This is a genomic window from Micromonospora saelicesensis, from assembly GCF_900091575.1.
GTDB lineage: Bacteria > Actinomycetota > Actinomycetes > Mycobacteriales > Micromonosporaceae > Micromonospora > Micromonospora saelicesensis.
Map to the genome: position 1 here is coordinate 195,787 of NZ_FMCR01000007.1, position 19,978 is coordinate 215,764.

Annotated in this window: 16 protein-coding genes; 14 read left to right on the forward strand and 2 right to left on the reverse strand. The window is 72.4% G+C overall.

All coding sequences use genetic code 11. From position 1 onward, the window contains the following. The first annotated feature begins 171 nt into the window (after nt 1–171). From GA0070561_RS27345 to GA0070561_RS27385, 9 genes are all read left to right on the forward strand, one after another. On the forward strand, nt 172–654 hold the full coding sequence (locus GA0070561_RS27345) for a helix-turn-helix transcriptional regulator (protein WP_167362501.1): 483 nt from the start codon (nt 172–174) through the stop codon (nt 652–654). 253 nt (nt 655–907) lie between these two features. Then, on the forward strand, nt 908–3,325 hold the full coding sequence (locus GA0070561_RS27350) for a sensor histidine kinase (RefSeq protein WP_091406855.1): 2,418 nt from the start codon (nt 908–910) through the stop codon (nt 3,323–3,325). A gap of 16 nt (nt 3,326–3,341) precedes the next feature. Continuing rightward, the gene (locus tag GA0070561_RS27355) at nt 3,342–3,746 is read left to right on the forward strand and encodes a roadblock/LC7 domain-containing protein (RefSeq protein ID WP_030490280.1); all 405 of its coding nucleotides are present in this window, start codon (nt 3,342–3,344) and stop codon (nt 3,744–3,746) included. A 53-nt stretch (nt 3,747–3,799) separates the two neighbouring features. After that, nucleotides 3,800–4,993 (forward strand): ABC transporter substrate-binding protein, encoded by a 1,194-nt coding sequence (locus tag GA0070561_RS27360; protein ID WP_091406857.1) that lies wholly within the window; start codon nt 3,800–3,802, stop codon nt 4,991–4,993. Continuing rightward, the gene (locus tag GA0070561_RS27365) at nt 4,990–5,886 is read left to right on the forward strand and encodes a branched-chain amino acid ABC transporter permease (protein WP_091406860.1); all 897 of its coding nucleotides are present in this window, start codon (nt 4,990–4,992) and stop codon (nt 5,884–5,886) included. The genes GA0070561_RS27360 and GA0070561_RS27365 overlap by 4 nt, the downstream gene beginning before the upstream one ends. Continuing rightward, a complete protein-coding gene (locus GA0070561_RS27370) occupies nt 5,883–6,902 on the forward strand; it encodes a branched-chain amino acid ABC transporter permease (RefSeq protein ID WP_141710463.1) in 1,020 nt (339 codons plus the stop codon). Before GA0070561_RS27365 ends, GA0070561_RS27370 begins: the two co-directional genes overlap by 4 nt. Continuing rightward, nucleotides 6,899–7,642, forward strand: coding sequence for an ABC transporter ATP-binding protein (locus GA0070561_RS27375; protein WP_091406866.1), 744 nt, complete (start codon nt 6,899–6,901; stop codon nt 7,640–7,642). The genes GA0070561_RS27370 and GA0070561_RS27375 overlap by 4 nt, the downstream gene beginning before the upstream one ends. Beyond that, on the forward strand, nt 7,642–8,412 hold the full coding sequence (locus GA0070561_RS27380; protein ID WP_091406868.1) for an ABC transporter ATP-binding protein: 771 nt from the start codon (nt 7,642–7,644) through the stop codon (nt 8,410–8,412). The genes GA0070561_RS27375 and GA0070561_RS27380 overlap by 1 nt, the downstream gene beginning before the upstream one ends. Before the next feature lie 32 nt (nt 8,413–8,444). Beyond that, on the forward strand, nt 8,445–9,248 hold the full coding sequence (locus GA0070561_RS27385) for a class I SAM-dependent methyltransferase (RefSeq protein WP_091406869.1): 804 nt from the start codon (nt 8,445–8,447) through the stop codon (nt 9,246–9,248). A 412-nt stretch (nt 9,249–9,660) separates the two neighbouring features. On the opposite strand, the gene GA0070561_RS27390 is transcribed toward GA0070561_RS27385, so the two are convergent. Next, on the reverse strand, nt 9,661–10,602 hold the full coding sequence (locus GA0070561_RS27390; RefSeq protein ID WP_091406871.1) for a hypothetical protein: 942 nt from the start codon (nt 10,600–10,602) through the stop codon (nt 9,661–9,663). A gap of 295 nt (nt 10,603–10,897) precedes the next feature. On the opposite strand from GA0070561_RS27390, the gene GA0070561_RS27395 reads away from it, so the two are divergent. Together GA0070561_RS27395 and GA0070561_RS27400 are read left to right on the forward strand one after the other, a co-directional pair. Further along, complete coding sequence (locus GA0070561_RS27395) at nt 10,898–11,878, forward strand: ATP-binding cassette domain-containing protein (RefSeq protein ID WP_091406875.1); 981 nt, start codon at nt 10,898–10,900, stop codon at nt 11,876–11,878. Then, the gene (locus GA0070561_RS27400) at nt 11,875–12,702 is read left to right on the forward strand and encodes an ABC transporter permease (RefSeq protein WP_091406877.1); all 828 of its coding nucleotides are present in this window, start codon (nt 11,875–11,877) and stop codon (nt 12,700–12,702) included. The genes GA0070561_RS27395 and GA0070561_RS27400 overlap by 4 nt, the downstream gene beginning before the upstream one ends. Before the next feature lies 1 nt (nt 12,703). Here the strand turns inward: GA0070561_RS27400 and GA0070561_RS27405 are convergent, their stop codons facing one another. Next, nucleotides 12,704–15,886, reverse strand: a complete 3,183-nt coding sequence (locus GA0070561_RS27405) for an ATP-binding protein (protein ID WP_091406880.1) — start codon at nt 15,884–15,886, stop codon at nt 12,704–12,706. 113 nt (nt 15,887–15,999) lie between these two features. Between GA0070561_RS27405 and GA0070561_RS27410 the strand changes: the two genes are divergently transcribed. From GA0070561_RS27410 to GA0070561_RS27420, 3 genes are read left to right on the forward strand one after another with little or no spacing between them, the layout of a single operon-like run. Beyond that, nucleotides 16,000–16,833 (forward strand): ABC transporter ATP-binding protein, encoded by an 834-nt coding sequence (locus GA0070561_RS27410; RefSeq protein ID WP_091406882.1) that lies wholly within the window; start codon nt 16,000–16,002, stop codon nt 16,831–16,833. Between the two features lie 31 nt (nt 16,834–16,864). After that, a complete protein-coding gene (locus tag GA0070561_RS27415; protein ID WP_091406884.1) occupies nt 16,865–17,848 on the forward strand; it encodes an ABC transporter substrate-binding protein in 984 nt (327 codons plus the stop codon). Nucleotides 17,849–17,853: 5 nt separating this feature from the next. Continuing rightward, nucleotides 17,854–19,953 carry a Fe(3+)-hydroxamate ABC transporter permease FhuB gene (locus tag GA0070561_RS27420; RefSeq protein ID WP_091407368.1) on the forward strand — a complete coding sequence of 700 codons (2,100 nt, stop codon included), beginning with the start codon at nt 17,854–17,856 and terminating at the stop codon, nt 19,951–19,953. Nucleotides 19,954–19,978: the final 25 nt, after the last annotated feature.

Consider the following 19,978-nt stretch of genomic DNA (forward strand, 5'->3'; position numbering starts at 1 on the left):
GAACCCCGGTCCGGCACGCACCTTTCCCGCTTTTCCCGACGATCCATGCCGGTGAACGTCTTCACACCCATCGCGTCATGGGTTAAGAATTGCCCTCTGTGAATGTTCAGCTCATCGGCCAATCTCGATCTGGTGTCCGCCGCTGAATGTCCGTTCCACGAAGGTGAGCGCATGGAGCACACGTCCCCGTCGAGCTCGGCTCACTCTGCGGCCAGTCAGCGGTTCCGACGGGAGTTGCGCGACTGCCGCGTCCAACGGGGCCTGACCCAACGAGCCCTGGCGGACCTGGTGCGTTTCAGCCGGGAGACGGTCGCGGCGGTCGAGTCGGGTCGCCGGTTCGGCAGTCACGAGTTCGCGCTGCGCTGCGACGACGTGCTCGGCACCGGCGGCCGGCTGGCCGCACTGTGGCCGCAGGTCGCGGCCGAGCAGTTGGCGGCCGACGGTCGTCGAGGCCCCCGCGCTCCGGAACCGGCTCGACTGGATCGGCAGGTGCCGCGTCAGCGTGGACGGCGTGACGCGCGCGACCCGGGCGCCGTGGTGGACGCGATCGACGAGCTGCGTGAGCTGATCGGCCAGGTGCTCAACGGTCAACCCGAAGGGGATGAACCGGAGCGACGGCAGCCATCGGCCGAACCCCTCGACAACCAGCGCTGACCCGACGAATCGGGCTCGACCCCGGGGCGTCACCGGTCGCTGACGTTGGGTACAGATGCTGGTACGGGCAGTTTGTACCACGGCCAGGTCTGGTCTACGAGCGCGGCTTCCGGCCGAATGGGACTTGCATTCGGCAACGTGCGTATAGACCGTCATCGACGAGTCGTGGGAGTCAATCTTGGCGTCGAGCACCCGGTCCCACGCGGCCAGACCCTACCCGACCCGTCGACGCGGTTGGAAGATTGCCGGCCGGATGCGGCTCATCGTCGCGGCCCCGCTCGTCGCCGTGATCGGCTTCGCCGGTCTCGCGCTGACCGAGAGCGCACGCCAGACGGCCCGAGCCAGCGACCTGCAGGTCCTGGCGCAGGTCGGTGCCGAGGCCGGCGACCTGGCCTACCGCCTGCAACGCGAACGCATCGCCGCCGCCGACCTGCTCACCTATGCCCGGCCGGAGCAGCAGGACGCCTTCGGCGTGGAGATGGCCGCCACCGATGACGCCGTCGTCCGCTACCGCGGGCAGCGTGACCGACTGTCCACCGACAACGGCACCAGCTCGGCTCTCCTGCGGCGCATCGACGCGGCTCTGGACGGCCTCGCCCCGCTGCGCACCCAGGTGCGCACCGCCACGCACGCGTCGGTGTCGGCAATGACCTTCAGCTACCGCATCGCGATCGCCGACCTCATCAACTTCCGGGAGAACGTCTCACACGGCGTGGTGGACGCTCCGCTCGCCGACGGGATCCGGGCCTCGGCGGCGCTGTCGAAGACGGCGGAGGCCATCGGTCAGCAACAGGTGGCCGTGCTGCGCGCCGTCGCGGGCGGCGAACTGACCCCTGCCATGCAGCAGGACATCACCGCCGCCCGCACCAGCTACACCGAGTCGAGCCTGTCGTTCCTGGCCCTGGCCCCACCCGACTGGAGCATCTGGTGGGAGCAGGCCGGCACCGGCAAGGAGGCGCTCGCCCTGCAACGGATGCAGGACGAGGTGTCCCGGGCCCAGCCGGGGTCGCAACTGAAACTGGAGACCGACGCCTGGGTGTCCACCACCCAGACACGCGCCGCCCGGCTGGCCGACCTGCGCGCCCGGGTCGACGACGCGGTCCGCGACGACGTTCGGGCCGCGCACGCCGACCAGCGCCGCCGGGCCGTGGCCGAGGCGGTCAGCGTCCTCCTGGCCCTGATCCTGACCGCGTTGGTGACCTGGGCCGTCGCACGGCAGATCACCCGACGGCTGCGCCGGCTACGGGACGCCGCCAACGCCGTCGCCTTCGAACAGCTCCCCGCCGTGGTGGCCCAGCTCCAACAGCCCGGCAGCGCCACCGTCGACCCACAGAAGCTGGCCCACCAGCAGTCCAGTGCCGCCCTCGAACCGTCCAGCGACGACGAGATCGGCGAACTGGGTCAGGCGTTCAGCGCGGTGCACCAGGCCGCCGTGCGGACCGCCGCCGAACAGGCCGTCATGCGCGCCAACACCGCCGACATCTTCATCCACCTGAGCCGCCGCGAACAGCGACTGGTCGACGCCGTCCTGGCCCAGGTCGACCTGGTCGAGCGGGACGAGACCGACCCCGACCGGCTCGACCAGCTGTACACACTGGACAACCTGGCGACCCGGATGGGCCGGATCAACGCCAGCCTGCTGGTGCTCGGTGGTGTCGGCGTGGGTCGCGTACGTCAGCGCGACGTTCCGCTGCAACAGGTGCTCCAGGCGGCGCTGTCCCAGATCGAGCACTACGCGCGGGTCCGGCTCGGCATGATCGACGGGGACGTCGCGGTGGCCGCCAAGACCGTCGACGAGGTCGTGCACCTGCTCGCCGAACTCATGGACAACGCCACGACGTACTCGCCGCCGGGCAGCGAGACCTGGGTGAGCGGCCGGAGCCTGGGAGACCGCGTCATCGTCCAGATCAGCGACGAAGGTGTGGGGCTGTCGGCGCAGCGGATGCAGCAACTCAACGAGCTACTGGCCCGCCCACCGGCCATCGACGTGGCCGCCGTACGGGCGATGGGGCTGGTCGTCGTGGGCCAGCTCGCGGCCCGGCTGGGCGCCACCGTCCAACTGCGACGCGGCCCCCGACGCGGCATCCTCGCCGAGGCGACACTGCCCGCGGCGATCATCCGGTCGCTGCCACCGGAGGAGTACCTGCTCGCACCCGGCCGGCTGTCACGGCGGGCAGCGCGGACGCCCAGCCCTCCGCCGCCGTACCAGCCGCGCCCCGAACCCACCGCCGGACGCCCGCCGGCCGAACGGACCCTGCCGGCCGCGCCGGTCTTCCGACCGGCTCCCCCACCCCCGGACCGGGGTGACGCGCCCACCGAGGAGTTGCTCATCTTCGAACAGGTCAACCACTGGTTCCAGAACGACGTCGTCGACGGCCAGGACGGCCAGGACGGCCAGAACGGCCAGAACGGCCAGCAGTGGTCCAGCCCCGCCGACGACGCCTGGCGTACGGCCGCCCAGGCGCACACCCCCGAGGTCGCCACGACCACCAACTCCGGCCTGCCCAAACGACAGCCACAACGGCACCTCGTGCCCGGCGGTGTGACAGTGCCCCAGCAGCAGCAACGGTCCGAGTACCGCGACCCGGCGCAGGTGGCGACGGCGATGGCCGCGTACGCGAGGGGCGTGGCGAACCGACGGCGTACCCCGATCAACCTCGGCAACAAGTGACGCGACAGGAGAGCACGTGACCGACCAACAGGATCTCGGCTGGCTGCTGGACAACTTCGCGGCGCGCGCGACCGAGGTCAGCCACGCGATCGCCATTTCCAGCGACGGCTTGATGGTGGCCGCCACCCGCGACCTGCCACCGGACCGGGCCGACCAGTTGGCCGCCACGGGTAGCGGGCTGGTCAGCCTGCTGCGGGGGGCGGCGGCCTTCTTCGACGCCGGCGCGGTGATCTCCAACGTCACCCAGCTCGAGGGCGGGTTCATGTTCTCCATGGCCTTCAACGACGGCGCCTCGCTGCTGGTGCTCGCCGCGCCCGAGTGTGACGTGGGCAAGGTCTCCTACGAGATGACCGAGCTGGCCAACCGCATCGGGGACGCGCTGACCCCCGCTGCACGAGCGGCGCTCGCCCGCAGCCGCTGACCACCCCGGCGCCCCCACGCCGGAGACCCCTTCCCCTTCCTCTGGAGTCAGACATGCCTCTCATCACGCCTTGGCGCAGCCGTGCCCTCACCGCCGCGCTGCTCGCCGCCGTGCTGACCACCAGCACGGCCTGTGGCGACGACGCTCCGGGCACGAGCGCCGGCGGCTCGATAAAGATCGGCCTGCTCGCGTCGCTGTCCGGCACGTACCAGGCCGTCGGTACGGAGATCCGCGACGGCTTCCAGCTCTACCTGGACACCCACGACGGCAAGTTGGGCGGCCGGCAGGTCGACCTCATCGTCGCGGACGAGGGCAACGGCGCCCAGACCGCTGTCCCGGCGGCGACCAAGCTGCTCAAGCAGGACCGGGTTTCCGCGCTCACCGGCATCGTCGGTGGCGGCTCGGTCGCCGGAGTCACCCCCGTGCTCAACGAGACCAAGGTGCCACTGGTCGGCTCCAACGGCCGGCCGGAGCTCAAGGACGTCTCCCGGGTCTGGCACACCTCGTACCTCTCCGACGAGCCCGGGGCGGCGATCGCACAGCACGTCCGCGACAACGTGAAGGGCTCCGTGTACGCGATCGGCCCGGACTACCAGGGCGGTTGGGACGAGCTGCGCGGCTTCACCGACGCGTTCGGCAAGATCGGCGGCAAGCTCGCGAACGCCGACGGCAAGACCACCTTCACGCCGTTCCCGGCCACCACCAACTTCCTCCCGTACTTCGCCCGCATCAAGGCATCCGGCGCGGCGGCCGTCTACACCTTCTACGCCGGCAGCGCCGCCGTCGACTTCGTGAAGCAGTACGCGCAGTCCGAGATCAAGGACATCCCGTTGTACGCGGCCGGGTTCCTCACCGAGGGCGGGGTGCTCAACGCGCAGGGCGAGGCCGCCCGGGACATCTACTCGGTGCTCAACTACTCGCCCGACCTCGACAACGCGGAGAACCGCGCCTTCGTGGCCGCGTGGAAGGCGAAGCACGACGGTTCGCCGACGACCTACGCGCTGGCCTCGTACGACGCGGCGGCGGTGCTGGACCGGGCGATCGGCGCGGCCGGAAGCGACCCGACCCCCGAGGCCATCAACACGGCCATCGGCCAACTCGGCCAGATCGCCAGCCCGCGCGGCACCTGGCAGTTCTCCACCACCACGCACTCCCCCGTGCAGAAGTGGTACCTGCGGCAGGTCCGCCAGGACGGCCGGGCGCTGTCCAACACCGTCGTGGGTGACCTCGCGACCGTCGGCCGGTGACAGCGGTGGCGGCCGGCACGAACCGGATCGACCCGTACCTGATCCCGGCGTTGGACGGAGTCGCCTACGGGCTGCTCGTGTTCGTCGCCGCGTCAGGGCTGGTCTTCTGTTTCGGCGTCGCCAACATCCTCAACCTGGCGCACGGCCTGCTCTACGCCATCGGCGGGTACACCGCCGCGGCGCTGCTCGACGGCGGCTGGGCGAGTCTGGCGTTGGCCCTCGCCGTCGGTGTGCTGGCCGCCGCCGCGGCGGGGGTGCTCCTGGCCGGCCTCCTCACACCGGTCGCCACCGGTAACCACCTGAGTCAGGCGCTGCTGACGTTCGGGGTGGCGCTGGCCGGCGGCAGCCTGCTCGTCGCCGGCTTCGGGCCCGACAACCCGCAGGTCCAGGTGCCCGCAGCCCTGGAGGGATCGGTGATGGTCGCCGGTCACCGCTACGCCGCGTACCGGCTGGTGTTCATCGTCGTCGCCGCCGTGCTCGCCGCCGCCCTCTACCTGGTGGTGCGACGCACCAGGGCCGGGATGCTGGTCCGGGCTGCCGTCGACGACCCGGAGATGGTCGCCTGCCTGGGCGTGAGTCCGGCGCGGATCCGGGCCGGTGTGCTCGCCGCCGCCGGTGCGCTGGCCGGCGCGGCCGGAGTCCTGGGCGCCCCCATCATCGGTCCCGGCACGGGCACCGCCGACACGGTACTGCTGCTCTCCCTGGTGGTGGTCGTCCTCGGTGGTCTCGGGTCGATGGCAGGCACCCTGCTGGCGGCGCTCGCGATCGGCGAGATCCAGACGCTGGGAGTGGCGTTGCTGCCGTCCGCCGCGCCGTTTCTGCTGTTCGCCGCCATGGCGGCCGTGCTGGCCGTGCGGGCGCGCGGCCTGGCCGGCAGGTGGAGGTCGGCATGAGAGGCGAGGTGATCCGGCGAGTTCGGGGCGGCATCGCGGCGCTCGTCCTGGTCGGCCTGGTCGTGGCGCCCTGGGTGGTCGACGACTACACCACGTCGATCCTCGCCCGGACGCTGGCGCTGGCCCTGGTCGGGGTGAGCGTGGCGCTGCTCACCGGCGTCGCCGGCATGCCCACCCTCGGCCAGACCGCACCGTACGCGGCGGGCGCCTACGCCTGCGCCGTGGTCGGCAGCCGAGTCTCCGACGTCGGCGTCGTGCAGCTCGTCGTCGCGGCGGCCGCCGGGGCGTTGCTGGCCGCGCTGACCGTGCCGCTCGTCGTACACGCCCGAGGGGTGATCGTCCTGATGATCACCCTGGCGATCGGCGAACTCGTCGTCATCGTCCTCGGGCGGTGGCGGTCGGTGACCGGTGGCACGGACGGGCTGGCCGGCATCCCCGCGGTCCGCCCGTTCTGGGGGCTCCCGGCCCTGGCCAGCGATCAGGCCCGTTACCTGTACGCGCTGGCCGTCGTGGCCACGCTGGTCGGCGCGGTACTGGTGCTGCTGCGTACCCGGGCCGGGCTGGTGCTGCGCGCCGGCCGCGACGACGAGATGCGGTTGCGGGCCAGCGGTCACCGGGTGGCGCTGCACCTGTCCGGCGCGCACATCGCCGCCGGGGCGGTCGCCGGTGCCGCCGGCTCGCTCCTGGTCGTCGCCCAGCAGTACATCTCCCCCGCCGACTTCGGCTTCGACACGTCCGCGCTGCTGCTGCTCGGTGTCGTCATCGGAGGCACCGCCTCGGTGGGCGGCGCCCTGGTGGGTGCGGCGTTGGTCATCGCCGTCCGGGACTGGCTGTTCGGGGTGCTGCCCGGCCACGCGCCGCTGGTGCTGGGCGCGCTGTTCGTGGCGACGGTCTACCTGCTGCCCACCGGCGTCAACCGGGCGCGGGGTCGGCTGCGCCCGCCGAACGCCCCGGCGCACCAGTCGGACCAGCCAGCCGCCCCTGATCAGACGAACGTTGCGGAGCTGCACCGATGACCGGCCTGCTGGAAGCCCAGGAGATCAGCGTGCGGTACGGCTCGCTCGCCGCACTCGACGGCGTGGACCTGCGCATCCACGACGGCCAGCGGCACGCGTTGATCGGCCCGAACGGGGCCGGCAAGACGACCCTGCTCAACGTGCTCGGCGGGTCCACCAGGCCGCAACGCGGCACGGTTCGGTTCGACGGACGCGACGTCGGTCGGCTCGGCCCGGCGGCCCGAGCCCGGCGGGGCATCAACCGCATCCACCAACGACCCGCGGTCTTTCCGACGCTAACCGCGACGGAGAACGTCGTGGTGGCCGCGCTGCCCCGGGTCATCCCACGCCGCCGGTGGTGGCCGGGCGGGCGCCGACGCGCCGCACAGCGCCTGGCCGGTCCGCTGCTGGACCAGATGGGACTCACCGCCGTCGCGGCGGTGCCCGCCGGGCATCTCGCGCACGGGCAACGACGCCAGTTGGAGATCGCCATGGCCCTGGCCGGTCGGCCTCGCCTGCTGCTCCTCGATGAACCGGCTGCCGGGCTGTCCGCCATCGAGGTCGGCCGGCTGGTCGAGTTGCTTCAGGCGCTACCCAGGGCGGTCGCCGTGTTGCTGGTCGAACACCGCCTGGACCTGGTGTACGCCCTCTCCGACACGGTCACGGTGCTGCGCGACGGTCAGACGTTGGCCGCCGGCACACCGGACGAGATCCGTACCTCGCCGCTGGTGCGGCAGGCCTACGCCGATGGGGTGGCCTGATGCTCACTGTGGATCGCCTCTGCGCCGGCTACGGCGGGGGAATCGTCCTGCACGAGGTCAGCCTGCGGGTACGCCCGGGCAGCATCCAGGCCGTGGTGGGCCGCAACGGGGCGGGCAAGAGCACCCTCGTACACACCATCGCCGGGCTGGTTCGCGCATCCAGCGGTCGCATCGAGATCGGCGGCGTGCACGTCGCCGGCCGACAACCACATCGCATCGCCCAGTCCGGCGTCGGTCTCGTCCCGCAGGGCCGTCGGGTCTTCTCCCGGTTGACAGTGGCCGAGCACCTGCACCTGGCGGCCGCGCCGTGGCGGGCCCGCACCTCGGGCGGTGAGGGCTGGACGGTCGCCCGGACCCTGGAACTGCTGCCGAGGCTGGCGGTGCGGCTGCGACACCGCGGCTGCGAACTCTCCGGCGGCGAGCAGCAGATGCTGGCGATAGCCCGTGCGCTGCTCGGCCAACCCCGGGTGCTGCTGCTCGACGAACCATGCGAGGGCCTCTCGCCCGATCTGGCGGCGCGGGTCCGCGAACTCGTCAACGGTCTCGCCGCCGACGGTCTGACCGTGCTGCTCGTGGAGCAGCAACTCCAGCACGCCATCGAACTCGCGGACCGGGTGGCGGTGCTGGAGTACGGCCGGGTGGTCTACGACCGGCCGACCGCGGAGGCCCGCCGCGATCCGGCCCCACTGGCGGCGATGTTGAGTGTCGCCGCCGTTGCGCCGCCCCCGGCCAACCGATCGACCCCTCGGCTCTGGGCCGACACCCCGTAGTCACCCGACCATTCACGGAGAGGTAGACACCGATGACAACCGCTACGAGCGATGACACCTACACGTTCGACAACGGCGCACCCGACGCCGTTCCCCAGATGCACGCGCTGGAGTCCTTCCTGGATCCGATCACGACACGTCGGCTGGCCCGCCCGGTGCTGGAGCCGGGCGCGACCTGCTGGGAGGTCGGGGCCGGTGGCGGCTCGATGGCCCGGCGGATGGCCCGCGCGGTCGGCGACGACGGGCACGTGCTGGCCACGGACATCGACCCCACGCACCTCGTGGCCGAGGGCAACCTGCACGTACGCCAGCACGACGTGCGCACCGAACCGCCACCCGGGGACGCGTTCGACCTGATCCACGCCCGCCTGGTGCTGCTGCACCTCCCCGACCGACGACGGGTCCTGCGCACGCTCACCGGCGCGCTGGCGCCCGGCGGGTGGCTGGTGGTCGAGGAGTTCGACTGCACCGCGCCGCAGCGGGTGCTGACCGCCCCGACCGACGACGCCGCGAAGCTCTTCGCGCAGGTCATGGACGCCATGATGGGTGTCCTGGAGGACCACGGCGCCGACCTGGGCTGGGCGCAGGACGTACACACCGAGATGGCCCTCGCCGGTCTGACCGACCTGGACACCATCACCCACTCGCAGAGCTGGGCCGGCGGGTCGACCGGAACATCGCTCTACGAGACCAACTCCCGCCAGTTGGAACCGGACCTGTTGGCGGCCGGGCTGTCGCCCCAGCAGCTGAACGCCTTCCGACGGCTGCTCCGTGACCCCGGATTCGCCGTCATGTCGTACCACTTCGTCTCCACGCGGGGCCGCCTACCGAGCTGAGCAGGTGGACCACCGCGCGGAGCGCGGTCACGCCGTCCGTACCTCTCCCGCCGCAGCACCTCCCCCCGCTGCGCTCCGGACAGCTCTACGACGGCGCCGACCGCACCGGCCGGGCTCCCCGCGAGGGAGCCCGGCCGGCCTGTGCCCGTGGTGCCTGGTCCCCAGACCACTGAACGCTGACCGGGACCTACCCCTGGCTGGACGAGTGAGTCCTCACTCGAGACGGGGCTGATGGTGTGCGCTCTGACTGGCCCGCCATGTCGTTGTGCTGTTGAGCGGTATACCTCAGAGGTATGAATATGACTCTGAGGTATACCGCTCACGACCGCATCCGCCCCGACGCAGGTGACCGTCCGTGACCGATGGCCACCGACGGCCACCGGCTGCGCCCACCACCGAGGTGGGCCCTGGCTCAGCGCGGAGTGATTTCCTGGTCGGCCAGGACAATCAGGTCGTCGGGGTGGGCCGACAGCGGCGCCGTCGCCCCGTCGAGCCACACGAGATAGCCCACCGGCGGACCGGACGAACCCCACCGGGCACCGATGATCGTGGCCGATCGCGCGTCGTGCGGCTGCGTGAGCAGGCGTACCCGGGTGCCCGGCGCGTGTCCGTCGTCGGCGACGATGAGCAGCGCGTCGAGGATCTGCCGGGCACCGGCGACGGGCAGCCCCGGAACGTACGGCTCGCCCGCATACCCCAGACGCGGCGTCATCATCGTGCTCAACAGCGCGGTCTGCCGGATCGCCTCCTGGCGGACCTGCCCGTCCACGATGCGTTCGGCCACGGTCAGCGCCTGCTGGATGCGCGACCAGAGGGCCAGTGGCTCCTGGTCGAGCAGGCGGCGGGCCTCGCGGTCGATGTCGGCGCAGGCCGTGTCGAGCGCGGTGTCCTCGCCGAGTTCCGCGATCCAGGCGAGGTCCCCCACCTCGGGCAGCAACCCTGGCGACTCGGCCACGATCACGATGTACAGCATCGCGAGCAGTTCTTCGCGGCCCTCGCCGTGGTAGAGCGAGCCCACCCCGCTGCCGGTACGCCCACGGCTGGGCGGGAACCGCTCGACGAGGTGCCGCGCGCGACCATGAGGCAGGATCGCGGCCCGCCTGGTGTCCGACACCCGCTCCTCGAACGACCGCCGCTCACGGCGGTCGACGAGGAGTTGGCGATGCGGGTCGAACCCGATCGGATAGATCGTCCGCCCGTACCTGGAAAGGGTTTCGCCGGGCCGGAGGCCGACCAACTCGAGTTGCCGGGCCGCCTCCGAGTAGGCGACGCCAGCCCGGGCCGCATGCTCCCGGATGGCGCGCTTGCGGGCGCGTCCCGGGGCCGGGGTCCGTCGGGGGATGGGATCAGACATGACGCCTCCGGTGCAGCCCCACGCCCTCCACCGAACGGGCGGCGTGACCGGCACGCCGGGAGTCGACACGTCGGCGCGGAGTCGGAGACTCTTGGCCCCAGGTATGTGGTCAGGCGTGGGCCACCACATCGGGCGCTGGCAGGCGCTCTGCCGTGGCCAGCATATCGTGACGCCGACCGTCGGTGTGGATGTGCACACCCTGGCGGCCCTCCCTCCCAGTCCCGGTGTCAGCCCGTGTCAGCCGGTGTCGGTGGCGTGTCGGGGCGGTGTCAGCGGGCCCGCGCAGACTCGGCTCATGACAGCTGACCTGGTGATCGAGGCCGAGGGCCTCGTGAAGACGTTCGGGAAGACGAGGGCGCTTCAGGGCGTGGACCTCGCCGTACCCCGTGGGACGGTGCTCGGGGTGCTCGGGCCCAACGGCGCCGGCAAGACCACCGCCGTACGCATCCTCTCCACCCTGCTCACCCCGGACGGCGGGACCGCCCGAATCAGCGGTTTCGACGTGGTACGGGACGCCGAACGCGTTCGACAGAGTATCGGCCTCACCGGCCAGTACGCCTCGGTCGACGAGGACCTGACCGGACGGCAGAACCTGGAGCTGTTCGGCACCCTGCTGGAGTTGGGGCGCGCCGGCGCCCGGCGACGGGCCGCCGAACTGCTCGACTGGTTCGACCTGACCGATGCGGCGAACCGTCCGGCCAAGACCTACTCCGGCGGCATGCGGCGGCGGCTGGACCTGGCCGCCAGCCTGGTCGGCTCCCCCGACGTGATCTTCCTGGACGAGCCGACGACCGGGCTCGACCCGGCCAAGCGCGAGGACATGTGGGACGTGGTCCGTTCCCTGGTCAACAACGGCTCGACGGTGCTGCTGACCACCCAGTACCTGGAGGAGGCCGACGCGCTCGCCGACGCGATCACGGTGATCGACCACGGCCGCGTCATCGCGCACGACACGCCCGAAGGGCTCAAGCGGGTGGTCGGCGGGCAGACCCTTGAGGTCCGGCCGTCCGATCCGGCTCAGCTGCCCCGCACCGCGGAGATCCTGACCCAGGTCGGTTCCGGCGCGCAGGCCGACGAGATCCGCAAGGGCGTGCTCGCGGTGCCGGTCACCGACGACGCGGCCCTGACCGAGAGCGTCGCGCGGTTCGCCACGGCCGGCATCGCCGTCACCGAACTCTCCCTGCACCTGCCGAGCCTCGACGAGGTGTTCTTCACCCTCACCGGGCGTACGGCATCCGAAGACGACACCACCCGCCCCACGGAGGTCGCGGCATGAGCACACTGACCGACACAGCGCCCACGAGAAGCCGCGCGCTCTCGAACTCCGCGCCGAACCCGCGGCCGTTCCGGCTGGTCCGGCACTCGTTGGCGCTCGCCAAGCGCAGCCTCATCAAGACCTGGCGTACGCCCGAGGCGCTCATCGACGTCACCCTGCAACCGGTGCTGTTCCTCATCATCTTCGTGTACGTCTTCGGCGGCGCCGTCGCCGGATCGACCCACGACTACCTGCAGTTCCTGCTGCCCGGCATCCTCGCGCAGACGATCGCGACCGGCGCCATCGCAATCGGCGTCAACCTCAACACCGACATCGCCAAGGGCATCTTCGACAGGTTCCGGTCGTTGCCGATCCCCCGCTCCGCACCACTGGTCGGCGCGGTCCTCGGCGATGTCGTCCGGTACGTCATCGTCACCGTGTCGACGCTCGCGATCGGCTACGTGATGGGTTTCCGGATCGACACCGACCCGTTCCGGGCGATCGCCGGCTGTCTGCTCGCGGTGCTGTTCGCGCTCTGCCTGAGCTGGCTGCCGGTGCTGGTGTCGATGAAGGTGCGGACCGCGGGTGCCGTGCAGGGTGTGATGTTCGCGTTGATCATGCCGCTGAGCTTCGCGTCCAACGTGTTCGTCGGCGCCGACACCCTGCCGGGCTGGATGCAGGCGTTCGTGGACGTCAACCCAATGACCCATCTGGTGGCGTCGGTACGCGGGCTGTTCCTCGGCACCCCACTGGGCAACCACGTGTGGTGGACGCTCGCCTGGTGCGCCGGCTTCGTTGCGGTGTTCATGCCGCTGGCGCTGCGGGCGTACCGCAAGAAGATCTGAGTCAGGCGAGCAGGTCGTCCATCAGCTCGCGGATCCGGCTGACGGCCGCGGCGGGTGGCCGCTCGCGCCACGCGGCCAGCAACGGCTCACGCTGCTCCTCGTTCCCGAGGATGGCGTTGAGCCGTTCGCCGTTTTCGAAGGGGAAGAACATCTCGATCTGGGTGCCGATCCGCTTCGCGAGTACGGCCAGCTCGCGGGCGGTGTCGACGTCACCCCGGTACGCCGCGAACTCCGCGCCGCCCGACGCCCACGCCCCGATCACCGGCAGGTCGCGTGAGGTCAGCGCGTCATCGCGGGCGAGCGACAGCATCGCGGCCGCCTGGATGGTGGCGTCGGTGCCCGACACCCGCCCAACCTGGGCCACGCGCAGGTAGATGATCGCCGCCGTGGCCCGGAGCATCACGCGCGGCTGCGGCTGCGGCCCGACCCAGCCGGCGAGGACGCGCGTCACCTCGTCGGCGTGGGCGAGCGCCTCGTCGTACCGCTCACGCTGCCAGGCGAGGTGCGCCAGCCCGAGCAGCGCCTGCGCGGCGTCGATCTGCTCGGCCTGGCCCAGCGCGGCCGTCTCGCCCAGTCGCCGCTCCGCCTCAGCGTCGCCGGTCAGGGCGAGCTGCACATCCAGCCGTACCCGGATCGACCGCGCGTCCTGCGTGGCGCCGACCAACTCCATGTGCCGGACGCTGCGGGTCAGCCACTCGGCCGACCGGGCATCGCCGCCCGGGACCAGGAACTGCCCGACCGCACCCGCCGCCATCGCCATGCCCCAGTGGTCGCCGGCGGCCTCGAAGCGGTGGTAGGCCTGCTCGGCGTCGCTGATCGACGCTTCCGGCAGGCCGCCGTTCTCCCGTACCGCCGCACGTGCGAACAGCCCCAGCCCCTGCACGTACGGGTCCGGGTGCACGACCATCTCGGTCGCGCTCTTCAGACTCTGCTCCACGTCGGACGCGTCGAAGCCGGGCAGCGCCGACGCGAGAGCGGCCATCCGGGACGACACCTCGCCGGGACGTTCGGTCTGGAGCGTCCGCAGCGCCCTCCGGGCGAGCACGGCGGGCCGCAGATCGCCGCTGACGCCGGCGTTCACGCTGATCACCACGCACATCCAGGCCAGCCGGTCGGCGTCGGGCAGTGGCCGGCCGCTGGCCGCGCCGTGCAGGATCGCCGACCGCAGCCGCCGCTGCGGGTCGTCGATGTGCAGCAGCCCGCGCGCCCAGGCGAGGACCTCCAGGTGCAGGCCCCGCACCGACCAGAGGTGGAACAGCGCGGTGGCGACGTCGACGGCGGCGGGCTCGTCGTCCGCTCCCATTGCCCACCGCAGGCCGGCGACCAGGTTGTCCTGCTCGGCGGCGCAGCGGTGCAGCGCTTCGACCTGGCCGGGGCCGATGAAGCGGCCGGCCAGCGCGACGGCCTGCTCCCGCGCCCACCTGACCAGGCCGGCCATGGCCTGATCCCGGGTACCGGCCGCGTCCAGCCGGGCCTCGCCGTACTCGCGGACCGTTTCGAGCATGCGGTAGCGCGGCGGACCGTCCCCCTCGACCAGGGTCAACAGGGACTGCTCGACGAGGGTAGCCAGGCCGCGACGGACGTCCGGGGCCTGCGCGACGGCGGCGGCGAGGTCCGCGGTGAACGGCGCGGGAATGACCGCGACCCGCTGGAGCAGGTCGCGGTCGGCCTCGGCGAGCAGTTCCCTGCTCCAGTCGACGAGCGCCCACAGGCTCGCGTGCCGCTCGGGCAGGCCGCGTAGGGCGTCGTCGAGCAGTGCGAACCGGTCGGTCAGCCCGGCGAGCACGTCGTCGATCGGCATGTGCCGCAGTCGTGCGGCGGCCAGTTCGAGGGCCAACGGCAGGTTGTCGAGCCGGTGGCACAGGGCGAGGGCCCGCTCGGTGTCCCAGGTTGGTACGGCGCCACCGGCCCGTGCCCGGGACTCGACCAGCGCGAGCGCGTCGGCGTCCGGCAACGCGGTCAGCCGGTGCACCAGCTCGCCGACCAGGCCCAGTGGGGCGCGGCTCGTCGCAAGCACCGCGACCTCCGGCGAGGCCGCCGCGACCAGGTCGGCGACGACGACGGCCACCGCGTCGAGCACGTGCTCGCAGTTGTCCAGCACCACCAGCCCGTCCAGGTCCGGCGCCACGGCGCGCAGCCGCTCCTCGGGGCTGAGGACCCGCCGCTCCAGGCCCAGGTTGCCGCCGGTGGCAGTGGTGTCCGCACCGCCGAACGCGGCGAGCACAGTGGGCAGCACCTCGTCGGGCGAGCGCAGACCGGCGAGTTCGATCACGCGTACCGCCCGCCCACCCGCCGCCGTACGCCTGGCCACCTCTGCGGCGAGCCGGGTCTTGCCCGCCCCGCCGGTCGCCACGATCGTCACGACGGGTGTCTCGGCGAGCGCGTCGGTGACGGCCGTGACGTCCCGCTCCCGTCCGACGAGGGCGGCCATGGGGCGGCGCCACGCGGCGGGCAGCGTGATCCGCGCCTGCTGCCGGGGCGGCGGCGCCGCGGCGGGCGGTGCGGTGAGTTCACCGCGCAGCAACGCCAGGTGGACGCTCGTGATCACGGGCGACGGGTCGGTGCCGTAGCGGTCGGCCAGGTCGGCGCGCAGCCGCTCGACCACCTCCAGCGCCTCCGCCTCCCGTCCCTGCGCGGCAAGCACCCGGACGAGCAGGGCGGCGGACGGCTCGTCCGGCGGTGTCCGCGCGACGAGTCGGCCCAGGTCGACCTCGTCGAACGGGCCCACGCCGGCGAGTGCCGCCTGCGCGCGCAGCGCGGCGACCTCTGCGAACAGGCGGGTGTCCTCGGCGCTGGCCAACTCCGGCACCTCGGGAAACAGGGCCCGCGCCTGATCGGCCAGGCCGCGGGCGGCACGGACGTCACCGCACCGGAGCGCGGTGCCCGCCTGATCGACGAGCGCGCGCGCCTCGACCGCGTCGACGGTGATCCCCTCGGCGGGCAGCCGGTATCCGCCCGGCACCGCGACCACGGGCAGCCCGAGACGGCGCACCCGGGACACGAGCGCCTGGACGGCGCCGGTCGCGTCGTCGGGTGGCACTCCGTCCCAGACGGCGTCCACGAGCAGGTTCACGGAGACCGCCCGCCCCCGCGCGTCGACGAGCGCGCGGAGCACCGCCGCGAGCCGTTCACCCCGAACGGGCTGGCCGTCGATGGCGAGTGGGCCGAGGGTCGCGATCTGCACGGACCCAGCATCCCCCACGCGCGCACGGACCCGACGACCACCGGTCCGCCAAGCCGGTCACGGCCCCGCGACCGGCTTGACACGGCGTCATTTGGTTAGGTTAGCCTAACCTCATGCAGAACGAGTTGGCGTCGGTCAACGGGGAGCGCAGCCTGTCCGGCGTCGACCTCCGTCTGGGCTATCACGGTGTGCCGGTGGTGCACGGTGCCGTGATCAACCTCCGCGCGGGTGCCGTGACCGCACTGGTCGGGCCCAACGGCAGTGGCAAGTCCACCCTGCTGCGGGCCCTGGCCCGGCTGCACCCGATCGAGGCCGGAATCGTGCACCTCGCCGACGGCGTCACGGCCGCCAGCCTCGCGGCCCGGGAGTTCGCCCGGCGGGTCACCCTGCTCGCCCAGAGCCGGCCGGTGCCCAGCGGAGTCACCGTCCGCGACGTCGTCGGCTACGGCCGCCACCCCTACCGGGGGCGCTGGCGTACCGAGGACCCGGACGGCCCCGCCGCCATCGCACGCGCCATGGACGTCACCGGCGTCGCCGCGATGGCCGACCGTCCCGTCGACGAACTCTCCGGAGGCGAGTTGCAGCGGGTCTGGTTGGCCACCTGCCTCGCCCAGGACACCCCGGTTCTGCTCCTCGACGAACCCACCACGTTTCTCGACCTGCGCTACCAGGTGGAGATCCTCGACCTGGTCCGTGACCTCGCGGACGATCACGGCGTCGCCGTCGGCGTCGTGCTGCACGACCTCAACCAGGCAGCCGCCGTGGCCGACGAGGTGGTCCTGTTGCAGCAGGGCCGGGTCCGCGCCACCGGCACCCCGGCAACGGTGTTCACCGAGAACGCCCTCACCGAGACCTACGGGATCCGCATCGAGGTGACCACCGATCCGCTCAGCGGACTGGTCACCACCCGCCCGGTCGGGCGGCACCAGATCCGCGCCCTGGTCTGAACACCCCCATCCACAGCAGAGAAAGACCGTCATGACCCGTACCCGTTTCACCGCCCTCATCGCCGTCGTGGCCGCGCTGACGCTCGGCGCCTGCGGCACCACCGAGAACGCCGCGGCCCCCGACACCTCCGCCTCGGCGGCCGGCGGCCCGGTCACCGTCACCGACAGCCGGGGCAAGGAGATCACCCTCAAGGCGCCGGCGACCAAGGTCGTCGGGCTTGAGTGGGGCGAGGTCGAGCTGCTGGTCAGCCTGGGCGTCATGCCCGTCGGTGTCGCCGACCCCAAGGGCTACGGCACCTGGGTCACCTCCGCGAAGCTCGACCCGAGCGTCAAGGACGTCGGGGTCCGCGGCGAGCCCAGCGTCGACGCGATCGTCGCCCTCCAGCCCGACCTCGTCGTCATGGAGGACGACCGGGGCGCCACCATGGTCAGTCAGCTGGAGAAGTTCGTGCCCGTGGTGGTCGCCAAGGGCAGTGACGCCACCGACAACCTCGGCCGGATGCGCACCGACCTCAACATGATCGCGAAAGCGGTCGGCAAGACCACCGAGGCGGAGAAGCTGCTCACCGACTTCGACGCGGCCATCGCCGACGGCAAGAAGAAGATCGCCGACGTGGGTGCCGCCGGCCGTCCGTTCGCCATCGCCGACGGCTGGAAGGAGGGCAGCACCGTCAGCATCCGGATGTTCGGCACTGGCGCGCTGGTCTCCCAGATCGGCATCCAACTCGGCCTCACCAACGCCTGGACCGGCAAGACCGATGAGGTGTGGGGCCTGGGCCAGACCGACGTCGAGGGCATGACGGTCCTCAAGGACCCCAACATGCACCTCTTCTACAACGCCTCCGACGGCGACGACGTGTTCGCCGACGGTCTCGCCGGCAACGCCATCTGGAAGTCGCTGCCCTTCGTGCAGAAGGGCAACCTGCACAAGATGCCCAACGGCATCTGGACCTTCGGCGGTCCGCTCTCCGGCAAGCAGTACATCGACGAACTCGTCAAGACGTACACGGTGTGAGCGTGCTGAACGCGCCCCCACGCCCGGAGCCGGCCACCCGGCCGGCTCCGGGCGGACGCCGGGCCGTGCCCCGCGTCGCCGTCGTCTTCGTCGCCGCGATCCTGCTGCTGCTCGTGGTCGGCGCGGTGCACCTCACCCAGGGCACCTCGAACGTCGGCGCCCTCGACCTGCTGCGGCTCGCGACCGGCGCGGACGACGAGGCCGCCCGCGTCCTGGTCGCGTCCCGGCTGCCCCGGCTGCTCGCCGGGCTCGCCATCGGCGTGGCGCTCGGGTTCGCCGGGGCGGCGTTGCAGTCGATCGCCCGCAACCCGCTCGCGTCCCCCGACACCCTCGCGGTCAACGCGGGCGCTCACCTGGCGATCGTCGCCGTCGCCGCGTTCGGCGTCTCGCTGCCCGCGCTGCCCGCCGGCGGCCTCGCCTTCTGCGGCGGGCTGGCCGCCGCCGGCCTGGTGATGGCGATGTCCTCCGGTGGGCAGGCCGGCACCACCCGGCTGATCCTCGCCGGCTCGGCGACCGCGCTGGCGCTCGGGTCGGTGACCACCCTGCTGCTGCTCCTGTTCGAGCAGGCCACCATCGGGCTGTTCGCCTGGGGGAACGGCTCGCTGGTGCAGAGCGACCTGACCGCGCTGACCCAACTCGCTCCGGTGATCGTCGGCGCCACCATCGTGCTCGTACTGCTCGGGCACCGCCTCGACATCCTCGCCCTCGGCGACGACACCGCCACCGTGCTCGGTCTCGACGTGCGGCGCACCCGGCTCACCGTCATGGTGCTGGCCGTGCTGCTCTCCGCCGCGGCCGTCACCCTCACCGGCCCGGTCGGCTTCGTCGGCCTGTGCGCACCGGTGATCGTCCGGCTGCTCGCCCCCGTGGTGCCGGGCGTGCACCGGCACCGCATCCTGCTGCCGTTGTCCGGCATCGCCGGGGTCGTCATCGTGCTCGGCTCCGACGTGCTGCTGCGGGCCGTGATGGGCGGGCAGGCCGGGGTCGACATCCCGACCGGCGTGGTCACCACCCTGTTCGGCGCGGCGATCCTCATCTGGCTGGCCCGCCGGCACCGCGACGCCGGCCCCACCCGTCGTCCGCCCGGAGGGCACGCGGCCGTCCGCTCCGCCGCCTTCCACCGCGGCGTCGTCGCCGTCACCGCAGTCCTGACCGTCTGCGCCGTGGCGGTCGGCATGCTCGCCGGTGACACCTGGGTGTTGCTCGGCGACGTCGTCAACTGGGTCAACGGCACCACAGGGCCCGCGTACACCTTTGTGCTGGACCAGCGGTGGCCGCGCGTCGCCGCGGCGGTCCTGGCCGGCGCGGCGCTCGCGGTCGCCGGCACCACAGTGCAGGCCGTCTGCCGCAATCCGCTGGCCGAACCCGGCATCCTCGGCATCACCGCCGGCGCCGGGCTCGGCGCCGTCTCCCTGCTCACCTTCGTGCCGCTGGCCGGGGTGTGGGCCGTCTCCGGCGTCGCCGGGCTCGGCGCGATGCTGGCGTTCGCCCTGGTCTACGGCCTGGCCTGGCGCGGCGGACTGAGCTCCGACCGACTGGTGCTGATCGGTTTCGGCGCCTGGCAGGGCGGCATGGCGGTCATCACCTACCTGGTCGTGGCCTTCGACCCGTGGAACACCGGGAAGGCGTTGACCTGGCTGTCCGGCTCCACCTACGGCCGGATGCCCACCCAGGTGCTGCCGGTGCTGATCGCCCTGCTGGTGCTCACTCCGGCCGTGGTCGCCGCCCGCCGGGAACTCGACCTGATGGCGCTGGACGACGACACCCCCCGGGTGCTGGGCGTCCGGCTGGAACGCACCCGGTTGATCGCGCTCGGCGCGGCGGCGCTGCTCACCTCCACCGCCGTCTCGGCCGTCGGGGTCATCGGTTTCGTCGGTCTGGTCGCCCCGCACGCCGCGCGGGCGCTCGTCGGCGGCCGGCACTCCCGGGTGCTCCCGGTGGCCGCCCTGCTCGGCGCGGCGCTGGTCAGCATCGCCGACACCCTCGGTCGGACGGTCATCGCTCCGGCCCAGATCCCCGCCGGCCTGGTCACCGCCATGATCGGCACCCCGTACTTCGTCTGGCTGCTGTGGCGCTCCCGCGCCGTGGCGAGCACCACCCGGTAGACGCCGGCCCGAGTCGAGAGAGGCA

Excerpts from the sequence above, each read along its gene's own strand:
- GA0070561_RS27410 (WP_091406882.1), top strand. The coding sequence starts at position 16,000 with ATGCAGAACGAGTTGGCGTCGGTCAACGGGGAGCGCAGCCTGTCCGGC.
- GA0070561_RS27380 (WP_091406868.1), top strand. The coding sequence starts at position 7,642 with ATGCTCACTGTGGATCGCCTCTGCGCCGGCTACGGCGGGGGAATCGTC.
- GA0070561_RS27350 (WP_091406855.1), top strand. The coding sequence starts at position 908 with ATGCGGCTCATCGTCGCGGCCCCGCTCGTCGCCGTGATCGGCTTCGCC.
- GA0070561_RS27385 (WP_091406869.1), top strand. The coding sequence starts at position 8,445 with ATGACAACCGCTACGAGCGATGACACCTACACGTTCGACAACGGCGCA.
- GA0070561_RS27390 (WP_091406871.1), bottom strand. The coding sequence starts at position 10,602 with ATGTCTGATCCCATCCCCCGACGGACCCCGGCCCCGGGACGCGCCCGC.
- GA0070561_RS27370 (WP_141710463.1), top strand. The coding sequence starts at position 5,883 with ATGAGAGGCGAGGTGATCCGGCGAGTTCGGGGCGGCATCGCGGCGCTC.
- GA0070561_RS27360 (WP_091406857.1), top strand. The coding sequence starts at position 3,800 with ATGCCTCTCATCACGCCTTGGCGCAGCCGTGCCCTCACCGCCGCGCTG.
- GA0070561_RS27415 (WP_091406884.1), top strand. The coding sequence starts at position 16,865 with ATGACCCGTACCCGTTTCACCGCCCTCATCGCCGTCGTGGCCGCGCTG.
- GA0070561_RS27345 (WP_167362501.1), top strand. The coding sequence starts at position 172 with ATGGAGCACACGTCCCCGTCGAGCTCGGCTCACTCTGCGGCCAGTCAG.
- GA0070561_RS27375 (WP_091406866.1), top strand. The coding sequence starts at position 6,899 with ATGACCGGCCTGCTGGAAGCCCAGGAGATCAGCGTGCGGTACGGCTCG.
- GA0070561_RS27400 (WP_091406877.1), top strand. The coding sequence starts at position 11,875 with ATGAGCACACTGACCGACACAGCGCCCACGAGAAGCCGCGCGCTCTCG.
- GA0070561_RS27395 (WP_091406875.1), top strand. The coding sequence starts at position 10,898 with ATGACAGCTGACCTGGTGATCGAGGCCGAGGGCCTCGTGAAGACGTTC.